The following is a 23,890-nucleotide window of genomic DNA, read 5'->3' as shown; positions in this document are numbered from 1 at the left end:
AGTTTAACACAACATTTACAAAAAAACACGCTGTTCATCGGTTATTTTTTCACAATATGTAAAAATAATGCTTTTTTACAGCGTTCCTCGTAATTGCTGTTCTCTCTCGATTGATTCAAATAGCGCTTTAAAGTTACCTGCACCAAATCCTTTGGCTCCCATTCTTTGAATAATTTCAAAAAACAAGGTTGGTCGGTCTTGTACCGGTTTTGTAAATATTTGCAGTAAATATCCTTCTTCATCGGCATCAACCATAATGGCCAGTTTTTCTATTTCGTTTAGATCCTCTTTCATCATTTTCATGTGGTCTCCCAATCTTTCCGGAATTGCTTCGTAATAGGTATGCGGAGGAGCAGATAAGAATTCGATTCCTCTTGCTTTCAATTGCGATACGGTTTTGATAATATCATCTGTTGCAATAGCGATATGCTGAATTCCAGGTCCGCCATAAAAGTCCAAATATTCCTCTATTTGTGATTTTTTCTTTCCTTCAGCAGGTTCGTTGATTGGAAATTTGATTCTTCCGTTTCCATTAGACATCACTTTACTCATCAACGCTGAATATTCGGTATTGATTTGTTTGTCATCAAAAGAAAGGAAATTCACAAATCCCATGACGTCTTCATAGAACTTAACCCAAGTATTCATTTCGTTCCAACCCACATTTCCTACCATGTGATCTATGTATTTTAAGCCAGTTGGTTCTGGATTGTAATCAGATTTCCACTCCTTATAACCAGGCAAGAAAACACCAGTATAGTTTTTGCGCTCTACAAAAATGTGAACTGTTTCGCCGTAAGTATAAATCCCCGAACGTATCACTTCTCCAAATTCATCTTTCTCCACTGTAGGTTCCATGAAAGAACGGGCGCCACGTTTCATTGTTTCTTCGTACGCACTTGTGGCATCTTCTACCCAAAGTGCCGCTACTTTTACTCCATCACCATGTTTTCTCAAATGATCCTGTATAGGAGAATCTTGTGTTAATGGCGTGGTTAATACGATGCGGATCTTATCTTGTTTTAGCACATAAGATGTTCTGTCTTTTACTCCTGTTTCTAATCCGGCATACGCCAATGACTGGTAACCAAAAGCAGTTTTATAATAATGTGCCGATTGTTTTGCGTTTCCTACGTAGAATTCTACATAATCGGTTCCTAATAACGGAAGGAAATCTTGTGCTCCTTCAAATATTTTTTCTAGTCCGTATTCTACTGATTTTACTTCTTTTGACATGGTATTTATTTTTTGATTCGGTAACTCTAATTCTGTAACGCCGTTGGTGGTACTACATTAGATTTACGCGGATTTATTAATTTTAAAAAATATTGTTATTTACTCTAAAGTCCTAGCCCTGATAGAAGCGGCATCCTTTTTCTGGTCTCGTTTTTTTAACCAGACCAGAAAAAGATAAAGCGTACAGCAGGAAATAGCTCCTTATTACTCTACCCAAGATTTGTAATACTGACCATCGTCTAATCCCATAGCTTCTTCGGTTACCATTAATGGGCGAAAAGTATCGACCATTACGGCTAATTCGTGAGTTTCTGTATGACCAATGCTACGCTCCATTGCTCCAGGTGCGGGTCCGTGCGGAATCCCTTTTGGATGCAATGTAATGTGTCCTTGCTCGATATTGTTGCGGCTCATAAAATCGCCATCTACGTAATACAAAACCTCATCACTATCAATATTACTGTGATTATAAGGTGCCGGAATTGCTTTTGGGTGGTAATCATATAATCGTGGACAGAACGAACAAACTACAAATGTTGACGTTTCAAATGTTTGATGAACCGGCGGCGGCTGGTGCACGCGGCCTGTTATAGGCTCAAAATTGTGAATGCTGAATCCGTAAGGAAAATTATATCCGTCCCAACCTACTACATCAAAGGGATGCGTGGCGTAAACGAATTCATGAATCATTCCTTCTTTTTTGATTTTGATTAGAAAATCTCCTTTTTCATCGTGCGTTTCTAATTCTGTTGGCAAAATAAAGTCGCGCTCGCAAAATGGTGAATGCTCTAAATGTTGACCTGATTCATTCTTATAACGTTTTGGCGTATAAAATGGCGCAAATGATTCGACATAGAAAAGTCTGTTCTCGGTTGTTTCAAAATCAATTTGATAAATCATTCCGCGAGGAATAATCAAGTAATCCCCATATTCGAAAGGAATATTTCCCATCATGGTACGCAATTTTCCTTTTCCTTTGTGAATGAAAATCATTTCATCGGCATCGGCATTTTTATAGAAATAGTTGCGCAACGATTGTCTTGGCGCAGCCAATCCTATCGTACAATCTTTATTGACTAACATCGGTTTGCGACTGTCCAGAAAATCATCTTCGGGTTTTAACTCAAATCCTTTTAATAACAATGATTTTATGTTTTTCCCAATAGCAATTTTCGGCTCAACCGAATAGGATTTTAGAATTTCCTTTACCTGTGTTGGTCTGTGAACATGATATAATAATGAGGAATGGCCGTGAAAACCTTCTGTTCCAAAAAGCTGTTCGTAGTATAAACCGCCATTTGGTTTTTCAAATTGTGTGTGTCTTTTTTGGGGGAAATTCCCCAATTTATGGTATAAAGGCATGATTTTTTTGCTTAAAAGTTAAAGTTTAAAAGTTTAAAGTTGTATTGAACTAAACTTATTTAATTAAATCAAAAAAATGCAATTTATTCAGGATTCCTCTTGATGAGAAATTGCAGATATCCTAATAAACCGCTCCAAGTTGTTTTCATGATAACAAATATCGGAATTATTATTGAATTAAATTACAATTAAAACATAAACCCAATGCTAAACCAAGTATATCCTTTTGCGTTTTCCGGAGACCAGGAATGTTTTATTTCTATAGGCCCAATTCTTGTTTCTAAACCATAACCTACTGCATAACCTGAATATTTTGGGATTGAAATCCAATCTACCGTTTCGAAAATCCTGTCTCCAACATTAGCAAAGTTTGCCGAAAAATTGAAATGATTGTTCTTATAAAATTCATAATCAATAGTTCCTGTTGATTTTATATAGCTGTTCGCCGCAATGCTCAAATAATCATACCCATAAAAATATTTGAAATTATTTATAGGATTGTATCCGTAACCTCCCAAAATAAAATTAAAAAAAGAAACACTTTCATTCCCAAAAGAGAAACCAGCATCTGTATGAAATTTAACCGTTGCATTTTTAAAAAGTGTCGCAGCTACTCCAAAATCAGCTTTTGCAATAGAAAAAGGCTGAAAATCTCCTGTATAATTTGAAGACACCAAATACGATTGTATATCTCCTGAAAAATACCATCCTTTTTTGGGGAAATATTTGTTATCAAAAGAGTCAAATTTCATATAACCAAAAAGACTTAAGTAATTACTGTTGTCAATTATTGGATTTGCATTCGCTAATGTCTCGGACTTTATTTTTAGATATTTCAATTCAATTCCTCCTCCAACTAAAAATTTCTGAACAAACAGCGATTGAAAATAAGCCTGATTTGTCAAGTCGTGAAAATCTACATTAATCGCATTTATACCCAAAGCGCCTAAATCTAAACTGCTTATTTCTTTGGCAACATTTCTATTAAATTGATTGAACTGCGATTTGAAACCAAAACTCAAATTAAATCCATTCTCTATATAATAATCTAAATTATACCTGATATTATCTCCCAAAACTATATCCAGCGAAGTTCTGTCATTCTTGAAAAACGTTTTTTTATGGGTTAGATTAATCAAAACGGCACTCTTGAATAAATTGTCATAATGCAATCCAAATTTCAAATACGTTTTTGAAGGGTTTTCTTTTAACGTTAAATTTAAATCATCCCCATTTTTATTTTCATCTAATGAATAAGATATAGCACTGAAGTTTTGAGTTGCGTTTATATTATTTATTCCCTTCAACAAATCATTGTAACGGGTTTTTACACCTGGCTTAAACCTTAATTTACCAATCACATATTCTTTGGTATAATTATCTAATTCATTGCTATTGATATCTACAATCTGCAAGCTATCTGATGCTAGTTTTAGATTCGGTTTCCTGTACGGATTGGAATCATCAACCAATAATTTAATTTTTTCATAAACGGAGAATGTAGCTTCTTCTCCTTTTCTAATGATTTCCTTTCCTTTATCGAAAGATACTACGCCATAATTTTTAATATCCGGCTTAATATAGACGTCAGTTTCTTTTACATTTTTCTTCATCCTTTCAATAGATTGAAGATTTGTAATTTGAACCAAAATTCTCGTTGCATCTTTGAGTTGATTTCTGTCTAATAAATCGTCTTGAACATCAACTCCTATGATAATATCCGCGCCTAATTTTCGAACCTCCTCAATTGGATAATTATTAATGACACCACCATCCACAAGCAGTTTTCCGTCAATTTCCACAGGAGAAAATAAAGATGGAAATGCGGAACTGGCAATCATTGCTTGCGCCAAATTCCCTTTATTCAACAGCACTTGTTCTCCGGTTTCAATATTAGTTCCAATACACAAAAAAGGAATCGGAAGCTTATTGAAATCTTTGATATGCCTTACGTTTCTAGTAATCCTGCTCAATAAATTATAATTGTACATTCCTTTAGACAATGCTTCCGGAATTCCAATTTTCATTTTATTAAACGGCAAAACGAGCGCGTATAATTCGTCATTTCTTTTTTCGTAAAAATTTTTAGAAGATCTGGGAATGAAATCGTTTAGTAATTCATTGAAATTTGTGGCTTGAAAAATAGAATCAATTTGACTGGCATTATAACCAGAAGCATAAAGACCACCTATAACGGCTCCCATACTTGTTCCGCCGATGTAATCAATCTTGACACCAGCTTCTTCCAACACTTTCAAAACTCCAATATGCGCAAATCCTTTTGCTCCGCCACCACTTAAAACTAAACCAATTTTTGGTTTCTTTTGCTCCTGCGAAAACACAGTCAAACTAGCAAAAACAAGGAGTAACAGCGCAATTTTATTCATAAACAGCAATTTGGTAGTAATAGAATTTGGCAAGATCAGATAGTATTTGCCCAAATATCAATAATCTAAATTAATCATTCATTTGTAGCCTTGTAAAATTCGGTAATTTTTTTGGCTTTAGACATACCTATAACGTCCGAAATTTCTTTTTCTGTCGCTAATTTCAATCTTTTAACACTTTTAAAATGTTGAATCAGAGTCAACATGGTTTTTTCTCCAATACCAGGAATGGATTCTATCGAGGAATTCAGCGCTGCTTTACTCCTTTTATCTCTGTGATGCGTAATCCCAAAACGGTGTGCTTCGTTTCGCAATTGCTGGATAACTTTCAGTGTTTCTGATTTTTTATCTAAATATAAAGGAATAGAATCGCCCGGATAAAATAGCTCCTCCAGTCTTTTTGCAATACCAATTATTGCAATTTTTCCACGAAGCCCTAATTCATCAATACTTTTTAATGCTGATGATAATTGTCCTTTTCCACCATCAATAATGATTAAATTCGGCAGCGGTTGATTTTCATCCAGCAATCGTTTGTATCTTCTATAAACTACTTCGGTCATCGATGCAAAATCATCCGGTCCTTCGACCGTTTTTATATTAAAATGGCGGTAGTCTTTCTTGCTTGGTTTCCCATCTTTAAAAACCACACAAGCTGCCACAGGATTTGTTCCCTGGATATTTGAGTTATCAAAACATTCTATGTGTCTAGGCTCCACCGGCAATCGCAAATCTTTTTGCATTTGCGCCATAATCCTTTTCGTATGTCGATCCGGATCTACAATTTGCAGTTGTTTCAACTGTTCGATTCGGTAAAATTTAGCATTCCGAATGGACAAATCCAAAATTTGCTTTTTGTCTCCCAATTGTGGAACGGTAATTTTTATGTTTTCACCCAAATCAACGTGAAACGGAACAATCACTTCTCGTGACAACAATTGAAAACGTTCTCTCAATTCGACAATCGCCAATTCTAATAATTCTTCGTCGGTTTCGTCGAGTTTCTTTTTGATTTCCATCGTGTGCGAACGAATAATCGAACCGTGAGAAATTTGCAGGAAATTCACATACGCCGCACTTTCATCTGAAACTATCGAAAAGACATCAATATTGGTGATTTTTGGATTTACTATTGTAGAACGCGATTGGTAGTTTTCAAGAACTTCTATTTTCTCTTTTATTTTTTGGGCTTCCTCAAAATGCATATCGGCGGCCAAATTCGTCATGACACGCTTGAAATCTTTCATGCTTTCCTTGAAATTCCCTTTGAGAATTTCGCGAATCGCATCAACTTGCTTTTGGTAATTTTCTAAGGTTTCGTGACCTTCACAAGGCCCCATGCAATTCCCAATATGGTATTCGAGACAAACCTTGAATTTCCCACTTTCGATATTGCTTTTACTCAAATCATAGTTGCAAGTTCGCAGCGGATACAACTCTTTAATCAATTCTAAAATAGTGCTTACCGTTTTAAAACTGGTGTACGGTCCAAAATATTCCGAGCCGTCTTTGACCATTCTTCGGGTAGCAAAAATACGCGAAAAAGGTTCTTTCTTGATACACAACCACGGATAACTTTTATCATCCCGCAGTAACACGTTGTACCGCGGTTGCAAGGTTTTAATCAGGTTATTTTCCAATAAAAGGGCATCTGTTTCCGTAGGAACCACAATATGTTTTATAGAGACAATTTTCTTTACGAGCACATTAGTTTTGGCCGTATCATGAATTTTATTAAAATAAGAAGAGACTCTTTTTTTTAGGTTTTTGGCTTTGCCTACGTACAGAATTTTTCCTTCCTTATCGTAATATTGATATACGCCGGGACCATCAGGCAAGGTTTGGATTTGTAAGGCTAAAGTAGTTGGATTCATGTAACAAAGTTAATCTCAAAAATCACGAAATACAAATCAATACTCTTGAAATCTTTCTTGCGAAATTTTTATCAGAATTTTAGTTTCTAATTCGTTATTATCGTTATTTTTATCTTTTCAAGAATCTATGATAAAAACCAATACCACACCAATCGTAATTTTCGGCGAAAGCATTATTCCCGGAGAGAGCAAAACTATCAATGTCGAAATTGCCAGACTACACACCACAACAAAACTGAACATCCCCGTTATTGTTAGACGGTCTAAAATTGATGGTCCCGTGGTACTTTTCTCAGCAGGAATTCATGGAGATGAAATTAACGGCGTCGAGATCGTAAGACAACTCATTCACAAAAAAATAAACCGACCAAAAAAAGGTACAATCATTTGTATTCCAATAATAAACGTGTACGGATTTGTCAACAAATCAAGAGAATTTCCAGACGGTCGGGATTTAAACCGAGTTTTTCCGGGTAGTAAAACCGGTTCATTGGCCAGTCGATTTGCGTTCCATATTTTAGCCGAAATCATGCCAATTGTGGAATATGCCGTTGACTTTCATGCCGGTGGCGCAAGCCGTTTCAACGCACCACAAATTAGAATAGCTCATAGCAATGCCGAATTAAAAATACTGGCAGATGTATTTAATGCTCCATTTACCTTATATTCCAGAAATATAATCGGGTCATTTAGAAGTTCCAGTGAAAAATTGAATGTAAAAATGCTGCTTTTTGAAGGCGGAAAATCACTTGACATTAATAATTCCGTTGCAGATGAAGGGGTTAATGGCGCAAAACGCCTATTGTCTCACCTTGGTATGTTAGATCCAAAACATACTGTAATCAAACCAAAATCGCCTTCCATCTATATTGAAAAATCAGGCTGGATCAGAGCCAAATGTTCCGGATTGTTGCACGATTATAACACTATTGGTAATTTTGTAAAAAAGGGAACAATTCTAGCCACCATAACTGATCCATACGGAAAGTTTGAGCGAAAAGTTAAAGCGCCAAATGATGGTTACGTAATTAACGCCAATCATTCCCCTATTGTTTACGAAGGCGATGCTATTTACCACATGTCAAACACTAATGAAGAGGATGAAGAATAAAAAAGAATTGCGGCTCAAATCCAAAACCTTACGAAATGCACTTTCCGAAAATGAAATTGAGGAAATGAGTTTGGCTGTAGCCAATAAAATACTGACACTGCCTATTTGGGAGAAAACCTATTTTCATATTTTCTTACCTATTACAGAACAAAAAGAAGTCAATACCGAATTCATTCTTCACTTATTATCCGGAAAAGACAAAGAGATTATTGTTTCCAAAGCTGATTTTGAAACCCGAAAGATGACTCATTTTCTATTGACTGACAACACCCGAATCAAGAAAAACGCATATAATATCCCAGAACCCATAGACGGTCCCGACGCTTCGGGAGAAGTTCCTTCGCATAAAATTGATGTGGTTTTTGTACCGCTTTTGGCTTTCGACAAAAAAGGACATCGCGTGGGGTACGGCAAAGGATTTTACGATAAATTTTTATCAGAATGTAAACCGGATGTAATCAAAATTGGTCTTTCCTTTTTTGACCCCGAAGAATTGATTACTGATGTTTTTGAAGGTGATGTAAAACTGGATTATTGTGTGACTCCGAATGAAGTTCACTCATTTTAATTTTTAATCCGTACTTTAGTAACAGATAAAATCTAATCAAGTTATGAGAACATTTAAAAATTCAAGATTTGCCGTAAGCGTTATGGTTATTCTATTTGCAGTTTCATTTTCAAACTGTAGCATTCACACCGGAACCAGCAGATCTACTTATAAAGCTAAAAAACTTCCTCCGGGTCAAGCTAAAAAAATATACGGCGGAAAAAGCGCTAAACGTTATGCTCCTGGGCAAAACAAATAAATCCAATAAAAGAAAAAGACCTGTTCAAATTATGAACAGGTCTTTTCCCGCTCCTGTGCGAAGTCTCCCGATTTCGTACCCATTCCTAAATGCCATTACAACTTTATCAGACTCAATATTCATTATATCTAGTAAAATTATTCATATTCAAAACATCAACAATTGGAATATCTGCTTTTTTCGATTTTTAACAAGCCTGTATCAGAAATCCAATTCCTAATTATCTCGTAAAACAATACTTTATTTGATTCCAAATAGGTTATTAATCCCCGCCTCCTACACAGATAGACGATTTGACCTATACCTACAAACCCAACTCTAACCAATTGCTAAAAGTTGCTGACAATCCAGTAACAGCAACCAGCGGTTTTAAAGATCGTACAAATACTGGCGATGATTATACCTATGATGCCAACGGGAATTTAGTAACAGACAAAAACAAAAAAATCACCGCCATAATTTACAACCACCTCAACTTACCTACCAAAATAACATTTGGTGCAACAGGGAACATTGTGTATATTTACAACGCAGTAGGTCAAAAATTAGAAAAAATGGTCAACCAGTTATTGCCAACAGCAACCGTTACTACTACCAATTATTTGTGTGGTTTTCAGTATCAAGGTGTGGGTGCAGCAACACCAACATTACAATTTTTCCCAACGGCAGAAGGATATGTAAAGAATACGGTAGTAAATAGTACAAACAATTACAGTTACGTTTTTAATTATACGGATCATTTGGGGAATGTACGATTGAGTTACAGCGACAATATAACTAAAGATGGTATAATTACCAACAATGAAATAGTAGAAGAAAACAACTATTATCCGTTTGGACTAAAACACCAAATGTACAATAATACTAATTCGCAACCGAATTACAAGTATAAGTACAACGGAAAAGAACTGCAAGACGAGAATATTGGAGGGCAGCAGCTAAACTGGTACGACTTCGGCGCAAGAAATTACGACCCTGCTTTAGGGCGTTGGATGAATGTGGACCCACTAGCGGAGAAAACACCAAGCGTTAGTCCTTATACTTATGTACTTAATAATCCTGTAGGAATGATTGACCCAGACGGTAGATATGCTGTATCTGTACATTATCGTATTACAGTTAATGCAATGCTGAAAATGGGTTACAGTTCTGCTGATGCACAAAGAATTGCACACGGGGCAAGTGTATATGCAGATCACCCTACATCAAAAGTATTAAGTATGGATAAGTGGTTTCACGGAGGAATAGTGGAAAATCATTACAGAGATGATATTGATTATTCAGCTACTGCGGGATCTCAAGATGAAAGTAATAGTCAATGGCATTCAATGATGTCAAATGCCGAGCAAAAAAAAGGTATGAAGCATTCCTATGCAATGGGAAGAGGGTTGAAATTTGGATGGTCAAACATTATGAGCCAACAAAACGGATTAAATGAAGGCACGCTAGAACAAGGTCTTCACGCATTGCAAGACGCTTATGCTCACAATGGAGCAAGTACAGACGAACACATTGCAGTCAATTTGTCATCAGTTCTTATGCTTAAAAATGACTTATATGGAGATACCTCTAAAGCAGAACTGATTACAGATTCAGCAGTTACTGTTTTGAGTTTGTTTAATAAAAGTAATAATGGTGCTAATCTAAAGAACGGTATGCAATTAGACTTTAGTGGTATGTCAAAAAAACAATTATCAACAGTTGGTGGATTATTCTATGATAACGGATTTACACTTCAAGCATCGAAAGAAAAAGGACATTATACTCTTAAACAAAATTTCTAATGAAAATATTAATTTATATATCAATAGTAACTTTTTGTATATTATTTATTGCTCTGTTTTTTATTTGGGGAATGTACTATGCAAGTGGACATAATATACCAGTTAGTATTGATAGATGGTTTTTATCTGCAATAATCATAGACGTTGGAATAATTGGCATTTTAATATTTATACTAAAGAAAAAATATAAAAAAGAAAGTTAAGAAAAGCAAAAGCCCGATTTGGGGCTTTTTTTATTGTGCTAACTGCTGAATTTTCTTTTTAGTAATAAAGGCATCAATCAAAATTTTAATTACAGATTTATCATTTTCCTGCATTTTTTCGATGGCTTTAAATTGATTGAGTAGTTCTTTGTCGGTTAGAGAACTATCTGCTAAACCCGCTCTCCGAAGTGTTCTGAAAAAAATGTTGTTAGATACTGGATGCTGTGCGAAGTCTCCCGACTTCGTACCCATTCCTAAATGCCATTACAACTTTATCAGACTCAATATTCATTATATCTAGTAAAATTATTCATATTCAAAACATCAACAATTGGAATATCTGCTTTTTTCGATTTTTAACAACCCGACGTACTAGATATGCAATAAATATCTCGTTTTGGATAGCGCAGTTTTGCAAACTGTGCCCACAAAGTTGGGCAGGTAATACAAGTCAAAAAGAGCTATATCAATAAAAAGGGAGGGCTTTTTTTGTGTTTTAAAGAATGGTTTTGTTAGATTTGTTTTAGTGGCTCATTGGAATGGGCACAGTTTGCAAAACTGCGCTATCCACACAAGGAGATTTGGTTATATCAGCGCGATCGGGTTAAATTTAAGTGAAGGAGATATCAAGAATTTAGTATTTTCTGGTCAACAAAGTTCAAAAGAATTTAAAAGCTATATAACTGATTTAGCCAAAAATAATAATTCAACTTATGAAAAAGAAAAATCTAATTACGATACAAGAGTTTCTAATTTAATTTATCAAAAAAAAGATGAAAAAAAATAATTTAATAATATTAATCCTTTTATTTAATTCTATAGTTTACTCTCAAAATACCGTTCAGTATAATTATATAATTAGCAACAAGCCTTATAAAAACAAGCCGTATGTTGGAATGGAATTAGAATTTTCTGCTCAAAAAAAATGTTTAAGCGAATTTGAGTTTAGTATTTCAAGATTATTTACAGGAAATCAAAATTTTATAGATTTCAAACAAAAGAATCAAGTTCTTTATTATAAAAACAAAAAAAGATGGGTATTGTTTTATGACTTTGAAACAAAAAAAGGAGGAGATATATCCATTTCAGGAATCAAATATCATTTGTTTTTTAAAGAAAAAATAAAAATTAGGAATATCACTTTAGATAAGATTTATTTAAAAGCTACTACAGTTACTCAATTACATCAGAGATATTATTACATTAATAAAAATGAAGGTGTATTGGCTATCAAAACTAGTATTGGCAAGATGTTAATTCGGGATGATTTTTTTAAAGAGCCTCTTTCAGAAGAGGAAGAGAAACTTTTAAATTGAGAAGGCGCTAGTTGTTTTTTACCTGTCTACCCGCTCTCCGAAGTGTTCTGAAAAAAATGTTGTTAGATACTGGATGCTGTGCGAAGTCTCCCGACTTCGTACCCATTCCTAAATGCCATTACAACTTTATCAGACTCAATATTCATTATATCTAGTAAAATTATTCATATTCAAAACATCAACAATTGGAATATCTGCTTTTTTCGATTTTTAACAAGCCTGTATCAGAAATCCAATTCCTAATTATCTCGTAAAACAATACTTTATTTGATTCCAAATAGGTTATTAATTCTGATTTTGTAGCCCTGATTGAAACGGCATCCTTTTTCTTTTTTCTTTAAAAAGAAAAAGATATAGTGTAAAGCAGGAAACAGCTCTTAATGATGCTGATGAAATGCTTTTTTATTGAAAAAAATTAAGATTCCAACTCCTGTAGAAATTGCCATATCGGCAACATTGAAGATAGCGTTGAAGAAAGTAAATTCTTTTCCGCCCCAAATTGGCAACCAACTTGGTAAAGTTCCATGCCAAAAAGGGAAATAAAGCATATCAACTACTTTTCCGTGAAACCAAGTCCCATAAGGTTGATCCGAAAACAAAGTAGCTAATTGTTGTTGACTGTCATCAAAAATAACTCCGTAAAAAACAGAATCGATGATGTTCCCGAAAGCTCCAACAAGAATTAAAGAAATAGCAACAATTAAATAATCTGAACTCTTCTTTTTCACTGAATCCCACAACCAATATCCAATTCCACCAACAGCGGCGATTCTAAATAGAGTTAAAAACAACTTTCCATAAGCTCCCGGGATTTGAACCCCCCAAGCCATTCCCTCATTTTCAATGAACAGAATTTTGAACCATTTGAATACTTCAACTTCTTCTCCTAAAATAAAGTTAGTTTTAATGTAAATTTTAGAAACTTGATCAACAAGCAATAAGATAAAAATAAGGAAATAGGCTTTTCGTAATGACATTTTATAAATTTTAATGGCGCAAAAATAACAATTTAATCAAAAAAAACGCTCCCAATGGAGCGTTAAATCTTGTTTAACAAGAGGTTTATCGTTGCAAGTTCTTTGCTTCGATACTCATCGTTGCATGAGGAACTATTTTTAATCTTTCTTTCCCAATTAATTTGCCTGTAACTTTACAAACTCCGTAAGTTTTATTTTCTACACGGAAGAGTGCATTTTTCAAATCACGGATAAACTTCTCCTGACGAATCGCCAGTTGTGAGTTTGCTTCTTTAGACATTGTTTCGCTTCCTTCTTCAAAAGCTTTGAATGTTGGCGAAGTATCGTCAGTTCCGTTATTTAAATCATTCATATACGCACTTTTTATCAAATCTAAATCTAATTGTGCTTTTTGAATTTTGTTAAGGATTATCTCTTTGAACTCTGCTAAATCAGCTTCAGAGTATTTTGTAGCTTCATCTACCATCTTTGTATTATTTTGAAATTAATATCATTGTTTTTATATCGTCAAACTCAATTTCTGTACCGTTTTCTATTTCATCTACAAAAACCAAATCGCTGGTTAATGTTTCTGATTTTATATACGCTTCATTTTTAAGAATCGCCTCTTCTAGAATTCCATTTCTTTTCAATTGAACTTTAATTTTATCAGTAACTTCAAATCCGGAATCTTTACGGATATTCTGAATTCTGTTTACTAATTCTCTGGAAATTCCTTCTTGTTTTAATTCTTCAGAAATTGTAATGTCAAGCGCAACCGTTATTCCGTTTGAATTAGCCACCAGCCAGCCTTCAATATCTTGTGATGTAATTTCTACATCTTCTAATGTTAAAGTTACGTTATTTCCTGCAATTACAATATCCAGGCTTCCTTCCTTATCCAGCTGACTGATTTGCTCTTTCGAAAACCCTTGTATTTCCTTAGAAATCAAGCCCATGTCCTTTCCAAAACGGGGCCCTAGTGTCTTAAAATTAGGCTTAATCTGTTTCACCAAAACACCGGAAGCATCGTCCAAAAGTACGATTTCTTTCACGTTTACCTCTGCTTTTATAAGGTCAGAAATAGCCTCAATTTCAGCTCTTTGATTGTCGTCAAGTACTGGAATCATTACCTTTTGCAACGGTTGGCGTACCTTTATCATTTCCTTTTTTCGGAGTGATAAAACCAATGATGAAATGGTTTGTGCTTTCTGCATTTTGCTCTCTAACATTTTATTAACATAGTTTTCAACCGAAATTGGAAACTCCGCCAAATGTACACTGTCATATTTTTCCTCCCGAAGCGTCGGGAGTGTTGCTAAAGTTAAGTCTCTGTAAAGTTTGTCCATAAAGAACGGAGCGATTGGCGCACCTAGTTTACTTATGGTTAACAAACAGGTATATAAAGTTTGATATGCCGCGATTTTGTCTTGTGCATATTCCCCTTTCCAGAAGCGTCTTCGGCACAAACGAACGTACCAGTTACTCAAGTTTTCCTGTACAAATTCAGAGATTGCACGAGCTGCTTTTGTTGGTTCGTAATCCGCGTAATAACTGTCAACGTCTTTTATCAAAGTATTCAATTCTGAGATAATCCATTGGTCAATTTCCGGTCTTTCGTTTAACGGAATTTCCGCTTCTTCAAATTTGAAACCATCAATATTAGCATACAAACTAAAGAACGAATACGTGTTGTATAAGGTTCCAAAGAATTTACGACGAACCTCAGCAATTCCTTCTAAGTCAAATTTCAAGTTGTCCCAAGGATTCGCATTGGAAATCATATACCAGCGCGTCGCATCTGGACCGTATTCTTTTAATGTTTCGAATGGATCTGCTGCATTCCCTAAACGTTTGGACATTTTTTGTCCGTTTTTGTCCAAAACCAGTCCATTAGAAACTACATTTTTATAAGCGACTTTGTCAAAAACTAATGTTCCAATAGCGTGCAAGGTATAAAACCAACCACGTGTTTGATCTACTCCTTCTGCGATGAAATCCGCAGGAAAATCTTTGTTTTGATCTATTTTATCTTTGTTCTCAAAAGGATAATGCCATTGTGCATACGGCATGGAACCTGAATCAAACCAAACATCAATCAAGTCCGCTTCACGCGTCATTGGCTTTCCAGAAGCCGAAACCAAGGTGATTTCATCAACTACATTTTTATGTAAATCAACTAAATCATAATTGGATTCTGCCATATTTCCAATTTCAAAACCTTTGAAAGGATTTTCTTTTTGGAAACCTGCAGCGATTGATTTTTCAATTTCGTTGTATAATTCTTCTACTGAACCAATCAGAATCTCTTCGGTTCCTTCTTCAGTTCTCCAAATTGGCAATGGAATTCCCCAATATCTTGAACGCGATAAATTCCAGTCATTCGCATTTTTCAACCAATTCCCAAAACGTCCTTCTCCAGTCGCTTTTGGCTTCCAGTTGATGGTTTCGTTCAAGTCAAACATTCTGTCTTTAACTTCTGAGATTTTTATAAACCAAGAATCTAAAGGATAGTATAAAATAGGTTTGTCTGTTCTCCAACAATGCGGATAACTGTGGACATATTTCTCTACTTTAAATGCTCTGTTTTCTTCTTTTAATCGAATGGCGATTTCAACATCTACGGAACGTTCCGGAGCTTCACCTTCGTTATAATATTCATTTTTCACATATTTACCGGCATATTCCCCTACATGCGAAGTGAATTTTCCTTGTAAATCTACTAACGGAACCGGAGTTCCATTTTCATCAAGAACTAACATTGGCGGGACTTCTGGTGTAGCTTCTTTAGCCACTTTTGCATCATCAGCACCAAAAGTAGGTGAAGTATGCACGATTCCCGTTCCATCTTCCGTAGTTACAAAATCTCCTGAAATTACTCTAAAAGCATTTTCAGCATTTTGATAGGGAAGCACTAAAGGCATTAATTGTTCGTAACGAATGTCAACCAAATCAGCTCCTTTACATTCAGCCAAAACCTGATACGGGATTTTTTTATCACCTTCTTTGAAATTTTCAAAATCAGCAGGTTCTGTACTTTCGAAGAAACCTTTCCCGAATTGTTTTCCAACTAAATTCTTAGCTAAAATCAATGTTGCCGGACGAAATGTATATTGATTGAATGTTCTTACTAAAACATATTCGATTTTTGGACCTACTGTCAAAGCCGTATTACTTGGCAATGTCCAAGGTGTTGTTGTCCAAGCCAAGATAAAAACTTCGTCTAAATCCAAAGTTTCTAACTTATAATGCAGTAAATTATTAGAACTGATGTAATCATAAAACTTAGAGAACAACAATTCTTTGTGTGCATCAATCACTTTAAATTGTGCCACAACCGTCGTGTCCGTTACATCTCTATAACTTCCCGGTTGGTTCACTTCATGTGACGATAAACCTGTTCCTGCTTTTGGAGAATACGGCTGAATCGTGTAGCCTTTGTACATCAAATCCTTGTTGTAGATTTGTTTCAAAATCCACCAAACCGTTTCCATGTATTTGGATTTGTACGTCACATACGGATCTTCCATATCTACCCAATACCCCATTTTTTCGGTCAAATCATTCCATACGTCCGTATAACGCATCACGGTTTTTTTACACGCTTCGTTATATTCTTCGATGGAAATCGATTTTCCAATATCTTCTTTGGTAATTCCTAATTCTTTCTCGGTACCTAATTCCACAGGCAAACCATGAGTGTCCCAGCCCGCTTTACGCTTTACTTGAAACCCTTTTTGAGTTTTATATCTGCAAAAAATATCTTTAATCGCACGCGCCATTACGTGGTGAATTCCAGGCAATCCATTTGCCGAAGGCGGCCCTTCAAAAAACACGAATGGTTGGTTTCCTTCGCGAGTGGTTACGCTTTTCTCAAATATATTTTCTTTCTTCCAAAAATCAAGTACTTCTGACGCTACAGTTGGTAAGTCAAGTCCTTTGTATTCAGTAAATTTTGTGCTCATTTTATCCTTTTCTAAATCGAGGTGCGAAAGTAAGGAATTTTGAATAAAAGAAAGAAAAGAAGAGAAAAAATAGACGAAATTGGGCAGATAATTCGATAAAACGGAATCAAAATATCCTTTTATTGCTTTCTAAGAGAAAACTTCTTTCAAAACGTCTAATGATTTTGGTTTTTTAAATTTTCATTTCTATTAAATTTTCTAAAATGACTTTGTTTTTAAAGACTTTGCATTTAGTGCAATTTCTTACAAACTCCTACTTTTCATCATCATCATCCAGCTCGAAAAAATCATTAACTGATTTTCCAAACAACCTTGATAATTTTAATGCCAGAACTGTTGATGGCACAAAACGATTGGTTTCAATTGAATTTATCGTTTGCCTAGAAACGCCTATTTTCTCCGCTAATTCCTCTTGAGTTAAATTTAAAATGGCGCGTTCTACTTTTAGTCTATTCTTCATTATACGCTTTTTTTAACTTGCGAAAAGTAAGAATTTGCATGAACAATAAAATCCCAAATATTGGAATATCCTTAACACCTTCCATTTTTGGGGCATCAGAAAAACTAAAGGAAATTATATAATTAACAAATGGCAGTGATAAATAGCCTAATACCGTTCCAATAACAGCGTAATGGTAGGATTGCATCCTAATCTTTGCGATTAACTCATCTTCTACTTTTTCCTTAGAAATTGCAATCATGAGCAAACTTAAAATAGCTAGAGTAGAACCTATCCTTTGAAATAAATCTTGGTATTTATTATTTTCTAAATAAATTGACATCAGTGGAACTGAAATGAATGATATAACAAACAATATTAATCCAACAATTTTAAATTTATTAGGTAATTGATAACCTGTAAACTTATCAATTTTTTCAATATCTCCTTCTTGTTTTGCTTTTGGTTCCATAATGTTAATTGGTTAAAGCTTGCTTTCCATAAAGAACAACAAACTTGATTAAAAGACAAATATACTTTACTTTTTGATGCAAAATTAAATTATGAATAAATTTTTTCCTTCTATGAGAAAACTTCTTTCAAAACGTCTAATGATTTTGGTTTTTTAAAGCCGTCCAAGTGAAAACTATAGTAATCAATAAGTATTCTTAAAACAATTTGTCTTTCAATGACATGGAATATTTTTTGATTGTTATCGAATTTCAAATCGATCAGTTTTTTGAACAAATTGCTTTCATGTTCCGTGAGTGAACTGATGGCATGAAAGGGTGCAAAAATACCTTCAGTCATTTCAAAAAAAGGCATATCCATATCAGAAATATCAGGATAAAAACCCAAATATTTTGTGGTTTCCAATAATAAAATCAGATGAAAATTAGCAATTTCATCATGATTATCGAGCCAGTGCAATGCTGTTTCCAGAAACGTAAACAAATGCTCATTCGTTTCTTCTTCGTGAATAGAATGGTGCAACATTTCCGAAATGAACATCACAATTGTACTTTTATAAATATCCGAATGTATCGAATGAAAAGCTGAGGCAATTTTTATTTCCTTGAAATTTTCTAAAGTTCCTTTATTTTTGTGAACCGCTTCAATTTCGAGAATGGTCAACGGCTGAAAATAGGCGATTTTCTGATTGGCTTTTCGGCTCGAAAAAGCATCCCGAACGAAATACGATTTTAAACCATGAGACAGCGTAAAGCATTTCACAATCAAGCTTTTTTCTTGAAATTTTAAGGATGAAAGGACAATGGCTTTTGTTTTTACGAGCATTTTTTTTGTTTAAAGTTTAAAGTTTAAAGTTTCGGGTTGTGACGACAAACCAAACTCAAAATCAAAAAACAAATTACCTTATTATCATTACTTTTTTAACTTTGGTTTCCACTCCGTCTTGTGCCGAAATAAAAATCATATACACGCCCGAAGCGACTTTATATTTCCCAAAAGCGGTGGTATCCCATTCTATTGTTCCGCCTTCGGAAATGGTTTCATATACCAGATTTCCTTCGATATCGGTAATTTTAACATTGGCTTTATCCAGTAATCCGGCAATTTTAACCGTTCCTTGGTATTCCGGCCGCACTGGATTTGGATATACATACGCGTTACTTAAATCATCATTTGGCGCAGTCGCAGTTCCTTTGAAAGAAACCAAACCTTTGGCAGTAGCTATAAAAACTTCGCCCGTAGCGCTATTAATACCAATATCATTTATAACATTGCTGGGCAACGGCGAATTATTTATCGTAAAATGATATTTGGTTTCCTGACCGTTTGGCGAGACCAAAAACAAACCCGAATCGGCAGTACCAATCCATTTATTGTTTGCTCCATCAACAGCAATATCAGTAATAAATTGTTCGTACAAGAGCTCTTGCGCCAGATTATCCTCTAAAATAATGATGGGATTCGTGGTCATTTGGTCTTCTGTTTGAAAACTGCCTACATTCGGCAAAACCCGCAATCCTTTTGTGGTTCCTATCCAAAGCTGGTTTCTATTATCCACCGCAACTACTTTTACATTTGAAACAGGCAAATTCCCGGCATCAGAACCAGTTGTTATTTTCTTGAATACATTGGTACTTTCATTAAAACCAACAACCCCATCTTCACTTGTAGAAAGCCATTTCGTTCCATTTTTATCAATGGCAATTGTACCAAAATTATTATCAATAGCCGAATCCAGTATATTTTCCATAGCATAACTTTGCCATTGACCATTGGATTTAAACACTTTTAGTCCATTTTTTATTCGGCTGGTGGTAACCCAAAGATTTCCTGATTTATCAAATGCCGTTCCATTAACCCTTATGTCTATATAAGTAGGGCCCACAAAGGTCAAAGACTCTAAGCCACTATTGGTCTGATTGTATAAAATTGTAGGGATGTCATTTTCAATTTTTAGTAAACCCGAAAAAAAAGAACTCGCATATACTTCGTTTTCATTGCTTGGATTTACCGTAATTCTGGTCATCGATTGTGCTCCTAAAACTTCTTCATACGGAATATTCAGCCATCCTGTTTCACTAAATTTACTGATACCGTAACTGTCTAACGGATACGGATTATAATCTGCTGTATAATCCCCATAAACTGCCCAAAGTACACTTGTCGTGGCTTGAAGCGCAAATATATTGTTGCGCGAAGGACCAATAGGCGTTATGTTTTCAAAAGTTACTGTCGAAGAAAGCGAAGCAGTAATCAATCCATTTTCTTTTGTTCCAATAAAAATTGCATCCCCTATTATTGTGGCACACGTAAAACTTGGGTTACTGTCCGGGATTTGATTTGTATTTATTTGGCGTACCAATGCCATTTGATTGTTGTAAATATAAATGCTGCTTGAAGTCGTTACAATTACATAATCTGCTGTTGCTCTCATATCCAATGAAGGCTGAGAAAGCTGGATAAATCCTGTAAAGGAATTAGACCCAGAATTAAATTTATGAATGTATCCCGCAGCATTAATGGCATACAAATCTGTACCAAAAGTCACTACACTTGACCAGTTTCCCGTAGCAATTGTTCCCCATTGATTGTAATCGATTAGGTTTTTATTAGAAATATCGGCTCTTCTTATCCCGTTATTTGTAGCGGCATAAATGAATCCGTTAAAAAGTGCTGTTTGGTTCACTCTGATTTCGGCTCCATTGTCGCCAATAAAATAAGTGTCTCCAAATTGCATGGTAGCCAGATTAAATTGAACAATCCCAAAATCACAGGAGACATAGGCAATACCCTCAAACTCTATGAAGTGATTGACTTTTTTTATATTCGGAGGAAGTTGTTTATTGATAATATCGACTACATTCAGGATGCTTCCATCGGCTTCGTTAATCACGATTATCAGTCCGTTTTCGTATCCTACAATTGTTTTATTGAATGTTGTACTATAGTATAGCGCCGAAATTGTTTGTCCGGAAAGCCCGTCAATGGTATTCGTTGTTTTAATTACGTTTGTCGCTAAATTTTTTGAAAACAATGCATTTTCGGAAGCAGCAAAAACAGCCGTTCCAGATTCTGATACATCTTTAATTTCATTGTAAGAGAAATAACCTTGCCACGACAAGTTGCTTTGGGCAAAACCCATTTGGATAAAAAGTAAAAGCAAAAAATATAAAACACTCTTTTTCATTATTTGCATTAATATTGGTTTACAAATATAGAACAAACGAAAGTCTTAGCATTTTGTTACGCAAAAAAAAGCCTTTCATCCAATCCCGAGCTTCGGGATGGTGAAAGGCTTTTAAGTAAGAGATTTTTGAGTGATGATTAACGATTTTTGATTTCAGATTTATTTTAAAATTAACGAGCCATTTTATTATAAAAATTAAATTTTTAAATAATTTCATCTTTTTGCAAATCTGAAATCAAAAATCGTTAATCAAAAATCTTAAATATAAAGTATCAAAATTCCTTAATCAAAACAATATTACACCACTCCTTGAGCAAGCATAGCATCAGCTACTTTTACAAATCCGGCAATGTTTGCACCTTTTACATAGTTCACATAACCTTCTTCGTCAGTACCGTATCTTTTACATTGATTGTGTATTCCAACCATGATTTCTTTTAATCTGGAATCCACTTCTTCACTGGTCCAGTTTAAACGAATCGAGTTTTGTGTCATTTCTAATCCTGAAGCTGCAACACCACCTGCATTTGCGGCTTTACCAGGAGCAAAAAGTACTTTAGCTTTCAAGAATAATTTGATTGCTTCTAAAGTACATGGCATATTTGCCGCCTCAGTTACACAAATTACACCATTAGCAATTAAATGTTTGGCGTCTTCCTCGTTCAACTCATTTTGAGTAGCACAAGGTATTGCAACATCAACTTTTACTTCCCATACGCTTTTCCCTTTGTGGAAAACTGCGTTTGGATATTTTTCTAAATAAGCTTCGGCTCTATTATCTCCTCTTGCTCTTAATTCAAGCATAAAGTCAATTTTATCTCCTGAGATTCCTTCTTCATCATAAATATAACCATCAGGACCAGAAATAGTAACTACTTTCCCTCCAAGATCATTTACTTTCAAGGCTACACCCCAAGCAACGTTTCCAAAACCAGAAATAGATACTCTTTTTCCTTTGATGTTTTGACCAATAGTATTCAGCATTTGTTCTGCAAAATAAACTACTCCGTAACCTGTTGCTTCCGGTCTGATTAAAGAACCGCCATAAGCCAATCCTTTTCCAGTTAAAACTCCGGTAAATTCATTTCTTATTCTCTTGTATTGACCAAATAAATATCCAATTTCTCTGGCTCCAACTCCAATATCTCCAGCAGGAACGTCTAATTGTGGACCGATGTGTCTGCACAATTCAGTCATGAAAGACTGGCAAAAACGCATTACTTCTCCATCCGATTTTCCTTGTGGATCAAAATCAGATCCTCCTTTTCCTCCACCCATTGGCAAAGTAGTCAAACTGTTTTTGAATACTTGTTCAAAGGCTAAAAATTTAAGTACTGATAAGTTTACAGTATGATGAAAACGAATTCCACCTTTGTAAGGTCCAATTGCTGAATTCATCTGAATTCTGAAACCTCTATTTACCTGAATTTCTCCTTTATCGTCTACCCAAGGAACACGAAAAATAATAGAACGTTCCGGCTCCGCTATTCTAAGAAGCAAATTTTTTCCGTCGTATTTTTTTTGCTCTGCAATAAATGGAATTACAGTCTCTGCAAATTCCCTAACAGCTTGAATAAATTCAGGTTCATTTGGATTCTTGGCCTCAACTTGAGCCATAAAATCATTTATTTTTAGTAACATAGATTATAAATAATTAATTAAGAAAACGATTTCGTTATAATGTACAAAGATACATTTTATAAAAATATTCGGACTCTGTTTTTTCTATTTTATAAATAGAATTATCTTTTTATTACCCATTTTTAGACAATAGTGTTTATCATATCCTCATTTAAACCAAATGACTACCACTTTCGTAAGTAAATAAGAATTTGTCTGATTATTTTTAATTTTATTTTTATTTTTATATGTGTATGATGTTTTTATATATTTGTCAAGATTAGAAAAACAAGCCTAATGGTCAAACAAACAATCCTTTTATTATTAATCTGTTTTGGATTTTCACCTGATTCTAATGCGCAATTCGGTGGTTTTTCGCATGAAATAGGGATAATAGCGGGACCAGTTGCTTTTCAATCTGATTATGGGGAACGTCATGATCTTACTACAAACTCCGGAAATACAGGAATTGGAATTGGAATTATTCATTATCTCAACTTTTCGTACAAAGCAGACTGTAACTGCTACACACCTGAAACTTATTTTAATGATCATTTTAAATTAAGATCTGAACTCTCTTATAATAAAACCGAATTACAACATTTTGGGGAATGGACTGAAGGCAAACCTTCGCTAGGAAAAGAGCAATTGAAAGCAATGACTGGGAGTACGGCCGTAACTAATATCGGGATGCAACTTGAATTTTTCCCTTGGAGTATTCGTGATTTCACTGCAAGAACAGGAAGTCTTGGGCCCTTTGTCAGTCTTGGAGGACAGTTCAGTTATTACAATGCTCAAGCTTCATCAACACTAGGTCCATTAGGAACTCCATTGACTACCTTCCCAAAATATTTAACTCCAACGGACGGACGTCCTTATGGTTTTTCTACCGAAAGCGGAACCGTGTGGTCTGTAATAACCAGTGTGGGAACTCGCTATAAATTAAGTCCATTACGAGATTTAATGGTTGATTTAAGATTTCAATATTTTTTCTCCAATTGGGTAGATGGTTTAAATCCTAACCCCGAAATTTACAAAGAAAACAAAGCAAATGACTGGTTAGTCTGGTTTAATGTGGGTTATATTTATTACTTGCAATAGCATTTAAACAACAGTACATATAAAACCCGAATTCTAATCTCGACACTTCGGGATAGAATTGGGGGTTTTGTT

General features: G+C 34.8%; 21 protein-coding genes. 8 read left to right on the top strand and 13 right to left on the bottom strand.

What is annotated here, in order from left to right; all coding sequences use genetic code 11:
* Positions 1–75: 75 nt before the first annotated feature.
* The 4 genes from hppD to uvrC form a co-directional block, all read right to left on the bottom strand.
* Positions 76–1,236, bottom strand: a complete 1,161-nt coding sequence (gene hppD / locus QLS31_RS01655; protein WP_282742086.1) for a 4-hydroxyphenylpyruvate dioxygenase — start codon at positions 1,234–1,236, stop codon at positions 76–78.
* A gap of 204 nt (positions 1,237–1,440) precedes the next feature.
* On the bottom strand, positions 1,441–2,598 hold the full coding sequence (locus QLS31_RS01650) for a homogentisate 1,2-dioxygenase (protein ID WP_282711061.1): 1,158 nt from the start codon (positions 2,596–2,598) through the stop codon (positions 1,441–1,443).
* A 188-nt stretch (positions 2,599–2,786) separates the two neighbouring features.
* A complete protein-coding gene (locus QLS31_RS01645) occupies positions 2,787–4,985 on the bottom strand; it encodes a patatin-like phospholipase family protein (RefSeq protein WP_282742084.1) in 2,199 nt (732 codons plus the stop codon).
* A 74-nt stretch (positions 4,986–5,059) separates the two neighbouring features.
* Positions 5,060–6,859 carry an excinuclease ABC subunit UvrC gene (gene uvrC, locus QLS31_RS01640; RefSeq protein WP_282742082.1) on the bottom strand — a complete coding sequence of 600 codons (1,800 nt, stop codon included), beginning with the start codon at positions 6,857–6,859 and terminating at the stop codon, positions 5,060–5,062.
* A gap of 127 nt (positions 6,860–6,986) precedes the next feature.
* On the opposite strand from uvrC, the gene QLS31_RS01635 reads away from it, so the two are divergent.
* The 5 genes from QLS31_RS01635 to QLS31_RS01615 all read left to right on the top strand — a co-directional run bounded on the left by QLS31_RS01635 (position 6,987) and on the right by QLS31_RS01615 (position 10,763).
* Positions 6,987–7,970 carry a succinylglutamate desuccinylase/aspartoacylase family protein gene (locus tag QLS31_RS01635; RefSeq protein ID WP_282742080.1) on the top strand — a complete coding sequence of 328 codons (984 nt, stop codon included), beginning with the start codon at positions 6,987–6,989 and terminating at the stop codon, positions 7,968–7,970.
* Positions 7,960–8,538 (top strand): 5-formyltetrahydrofolate cyclo-ligase, encoded by a 579-nt coding sequence (locus QLS31_RS01630; RefSeq protein ID WP_282742078.1) that lies wholly within the window; start codon positions 7,960–7,962, stop codon positions 8,536–8,538. Before QLS31_RS01635 ends, QLS31_RS01630 begins: the two co-directional genes overlap by 11 nt.
* A 43-nt stretch (positions 8,539–8,581) precedes the next feature.
* Positions 8,582–8,776, top strand: coding sequence for a hypothetical protein (locus tag QLS31_RS01625; RefSeq protein WP_099714110.1), 195 nt, complete (start codon positions 8,582–8,584; stop codon positions 8,774–8,776).
* Between the two features lie 293 nt (positions 8,777–9,069).
* Positions 9,070–10,560: an RHS repeat-associated core domain-containing protein gene (locus QLS31_RS01620; RefSeq protein ID WP_282742077.1), complete on the top strand. Its 1,491-nt coding sequence runs from the start codon at positions 9,070–9,072 to the stop codon at positions 10,558–10,560.
* Positions 10,560–10,763, top strand: a complete 204-nt coding sequence (locus QLS31_RS01615) for a hypothetical protein (protein WP_282742075.1) — start codon at positions 10,560–10,562, stop codon at positions 10,761–10,763. Before QLS31_RS01620 ends, QLS31_RS01615 begins: the two co-directional genes overlap by 1 nt.
* Positions 10,764–10,793: 30 nt before the next feature.
* Here the strand turns inward: QLS31_RS01615 and QLS31_RS01610 are convergent, their stop codons facing one another.
* Entirely contained in the window at positions 10,794–11,015 is a 222-nt protein-coding gene (locus tag QLS31_RS01610; protein ID WP_282742073.1) for a hypothetical protein, read from the bottom strand.
* A gap of 274 nt (positions 11,016–11,289) precedes the next feature.
* On the opposite strand from QLS31_RS01610, the gene QLS31_RS01605 reads away from it, so the two are divergent.
* Together QLS31_RS01605 and QLS31_RS01600 are read left to right on the top strand one after the other, a co-directional pair.
* The gene (locus QLS31_RS01605) at positions 11,290–11,550 is read left to right on the top strand and encodes a hypothetical protein (RefSeq protein WP_282742070.1); all 261 of its coding nucleotides are present in this window, start codon (positions 11,290–11,292) and stop codon (positions 11,548–11,550) included.
* Positions 11,537–12,079, top strand: coding sequence for a hypothetical protein (locus QLS31_RS01600; RefSeq protein ID WP_282742068.1), 543 nt, complete (start codon positions 11,537–11,539; stop codon positions 12,077–12,079). Before QLS31_RS01605 ends, QLS31_RS01600 begins: the two co-directional genes overlap by 14 nt.
* Positions 12,080–12,456: 377 nt before the next feature.
* On the opposite strand, the gene QLS31_RS01595 is transcribed toward QLS31_RS01600, so the two are convergent.
* The 8 genes from QLS31_RS01595 to gdhA form a co-directional block, all read right to left on the bottom strand.
* On the bottom strand, positions 12,457–13,056 hold the full coding sequence (locus QLS31_RS01595; RefSeq protein ID WP_282742066.1) for a lipoprotein signal peptidase: 600 nt from the start codon (positions 13,054–13,056) through the stop codon (positions 12,457–12,459).
* An 85-nt stretch (positions 13,057–13,141) separates the two neighbouring features.
* Positions 13,142–13,522, bottom strand: a complete 381-nt coding sequence (locus tag QLS31_RS01590) for a TraR/DksA C4-type zinc finger protein (RefSeq protein WP_099714108.1) — start codon at positions 13,520–13,522, stop codon at positions 13,142–13,144.
* A gap of 7 nt (positions 13,523–13,529) precedes the next feature.
* Positions 13,530–17,000, bottom strand: a complete 3,471-nt coding sequence (ileS, locus tag QLS31_RS01585) for an isoleucine--tRNA ligase (RefSeq protein ID WP_282742064.1) — start codon at positions 16,998–17,000, stop codon at positions 13,530–13,532.
* A 253-nt stretch (positions 17,001–17,253) separates the two neighbouring features.
* Positions 17,254–17,460, bottom strand: a complete 207-nt coding sequence (locus QLS31_RS01580) for a helix-turn-helix transcriptional regulator (RefSeq protein WP_282742062.1) — start codon at positions 17,458–17,460, stop codon at positions 17,254–17,256.
* Positions 17,450–17,911: a hypothetical protein gene (locus QLS31_RS01575; RefSeq protein WP_282742060.1), complete on the bottom strand. Its 462-nt coding sequence runs from the start codon at positions 17,909–17,911 to the stop codon at positions 17,450–17,452. Before QLS31_RS01575 ends, QLS31_RS01580 begins: the two co-directional genes overlap by 11 nt.
* A gap of 110 nt (positions 17,912–18,021) precedes the next feature.
* Positions 18,022–18,735, bottom strand: a complete 714-nt coding sequence (gene recO, locus QLS31_RS01570; protein ID WP_282742058.1) for a DNA repair protein RecO — start codon at positions 18,733–18,735, stop codon at positions 18,022–18,024.
* Positions 18,736–18,808: 73 nt separating this feature from the next.
* A complete protein-coding gene (locus QLS31_RS01565; RefSeq protein ID WP_282742056.1) occupies positions 18,809–21,097 on the bottom strand; it encodes a T9SS type A sorting domain-containing protein in 2,289 nt (762 codons plus the stop codon).
* 297 nt (positions 21,098–21,394) lie between these two features.
* Entirely contained in the window at positions 21,395–22,738 is a 1,344-nt protein-coding gene (gene gdhA, locus QLS31_RS01560) for an NADP-specific glutamate dehydrogenase (protein ID WP_099714104.1), read from the bottom strand.
* Between the two features lie 276 nt (positions 22,739–23,014).
* On the opposite strand from gdhA, the gene QLS31_RS01555 reads away from it, so the two are divergent.
* The gene (locus QLS31_RS01555) at positions 23,015–23,818 is read left to right on the top strand and encodes a glutamate dehydrogenase (RefSeq protein WP_282742053.1); all 804 of its coding nucleotides are present in this window, start codon (positions 23,015–23,017) and stop codon (positions 23,816–23,818) included.
* Positions 23,819–23,890 lie beyond the last annotated feature (72 nt).

This window comes from Flavobacterium sp. XS2P24, assembly GCF_030010285.1.
GTDB lineage: Bacteria > Bacteroidota > Bacteroidia > Flavobacteriales > Flavobacteriaceae > Flavobacterium > Flavobacterium algoritolerans.
This window is presented reverse-complemented; position numbering and strand designations above follow the sequence as displayed.

Coding starts and splice junctions, on each gene's coding strand:
- QLS31_RS01600 (WP_282742068.1), top strand. CDS start 11,537: ATGAAAAAAAATAATTTAATAATATTAATCCTTTTATTTAATTCTATA.
- ileS (WP_282742064.1), bottom strand. CDS start 17,000: ATGAGCACAAAATTTACTGAATACAAAGGACTTGACTTACCAACTGTA.
- QLS31_RS01630 (WP_282742078.1), top strand. CDS start 7,960: ATGAAGAATAAAAAAGAATTGCGGCTCAAATCCAAAACCTTACGAAAT.
- hppD (WP_282742086.1), bottom strand. CDS start 1,236: ATGTCAAAAGAAGTAAAATCAGTAGAATACGGACTAGAAAAAATATTT.
- QLS31_RS01625 (WP_099714110.1), top strand. CDS start 8,582: ATGAGAACATTTAAAAATTCAAGATTTGCCGTAAGCGTTATGGTTATT.
- QLS31_RS01555 (WP_282742053.1), top strand. CDS start 23,015: ATGGTCAAACAAACAATCCTTTTATTATTAATCTGTTTTGGATTTTCA.
- QLS31_RS01595 (WP_282742066.1), bottom strand. CDS start 13,056: ATGTCATTACGAAAAGCCTATTTCCTTATTTTTATCTTATTGCTTGTT.
- QLS31_RS01565 (WP_282742056.1), bottom strand. CDS start 21,097: ATGAAAAAGAGTGTTTTATATTTTTTGCTTTTACTTTTTATCCAAATG.
- QLS31_RS01575 (WP_282742060.1), bottom strand. CDS start 17,911: ATGGAACCAAAAGCAAAACAAGAAGGAGATATTGAAAAAATTGATAAG.
- QLS31_RS01650 (WP_282711061.1), bottom strand. CDS start 2,598: ATGCCTTTATACCATAAATTGGGGAATTTCCCCCAAAAAAGACACACA.
- QLS31_RS01645 (WP_282742084.1), bottom strand. CDS start 4,985: ATGAATAAAATTGCGCTGTTACTCCTTGTTTTTGCTAGTTTGACTGTG.
- QLS31_RS01635 (WP_282742080.1), top strand. CDS start 6,987: ATGATAAAAACCAATACCACACCAATCGTAATTTTCGGCGAAAGCATT.
- gdhA (WP_099714104.1), bottom strand. CDS start 22,738: ATGTTACTAAAAATAAATGATTTTATGGCTCAAGTTGAGGCCAAGAAT.
- recO (WP_282742058.1), bottom strand. CDS start 18,735: ATGCTCGTAAAAACAAAAGCCATTGTCCTTTCATCCTTAAAATTTCAA.
- QLS31_RS01615 (WP_282742075.1), top strand. CDS start 10,560: ATGAAAATATTAATTTATATATCAATAGTAACTTTTTGTATATTATTT.
- uvrC (WP_282742082.1), bottom strand. CDS start 6,859: ATGAATCCAACTACTTTAGCCTTACAAATCCAAACCTTGCCTGATGGT.
- QLS31_RS01590 (WP_099714108.1), bottom strand. CDS start 13,522: ATGGTAGATGAAGCTACAAAATACTCTGAAGCTGATTTAGCAGAGTTC.
- QLS31_RS01610 (WP_282742073.1), bottom strand. CDS start 11,015: ATGGGTACGAAGTCGGGAGACTTCGCACAGCATCCAGTATCTAACAAC.
- QLS31_RS01580 (WP_282742062.1), bottom strand. CDS start 17,460: ATGAAGAATAGACTAAAAGTAGAACGCGCCATTTTAAATTTAACTCAA.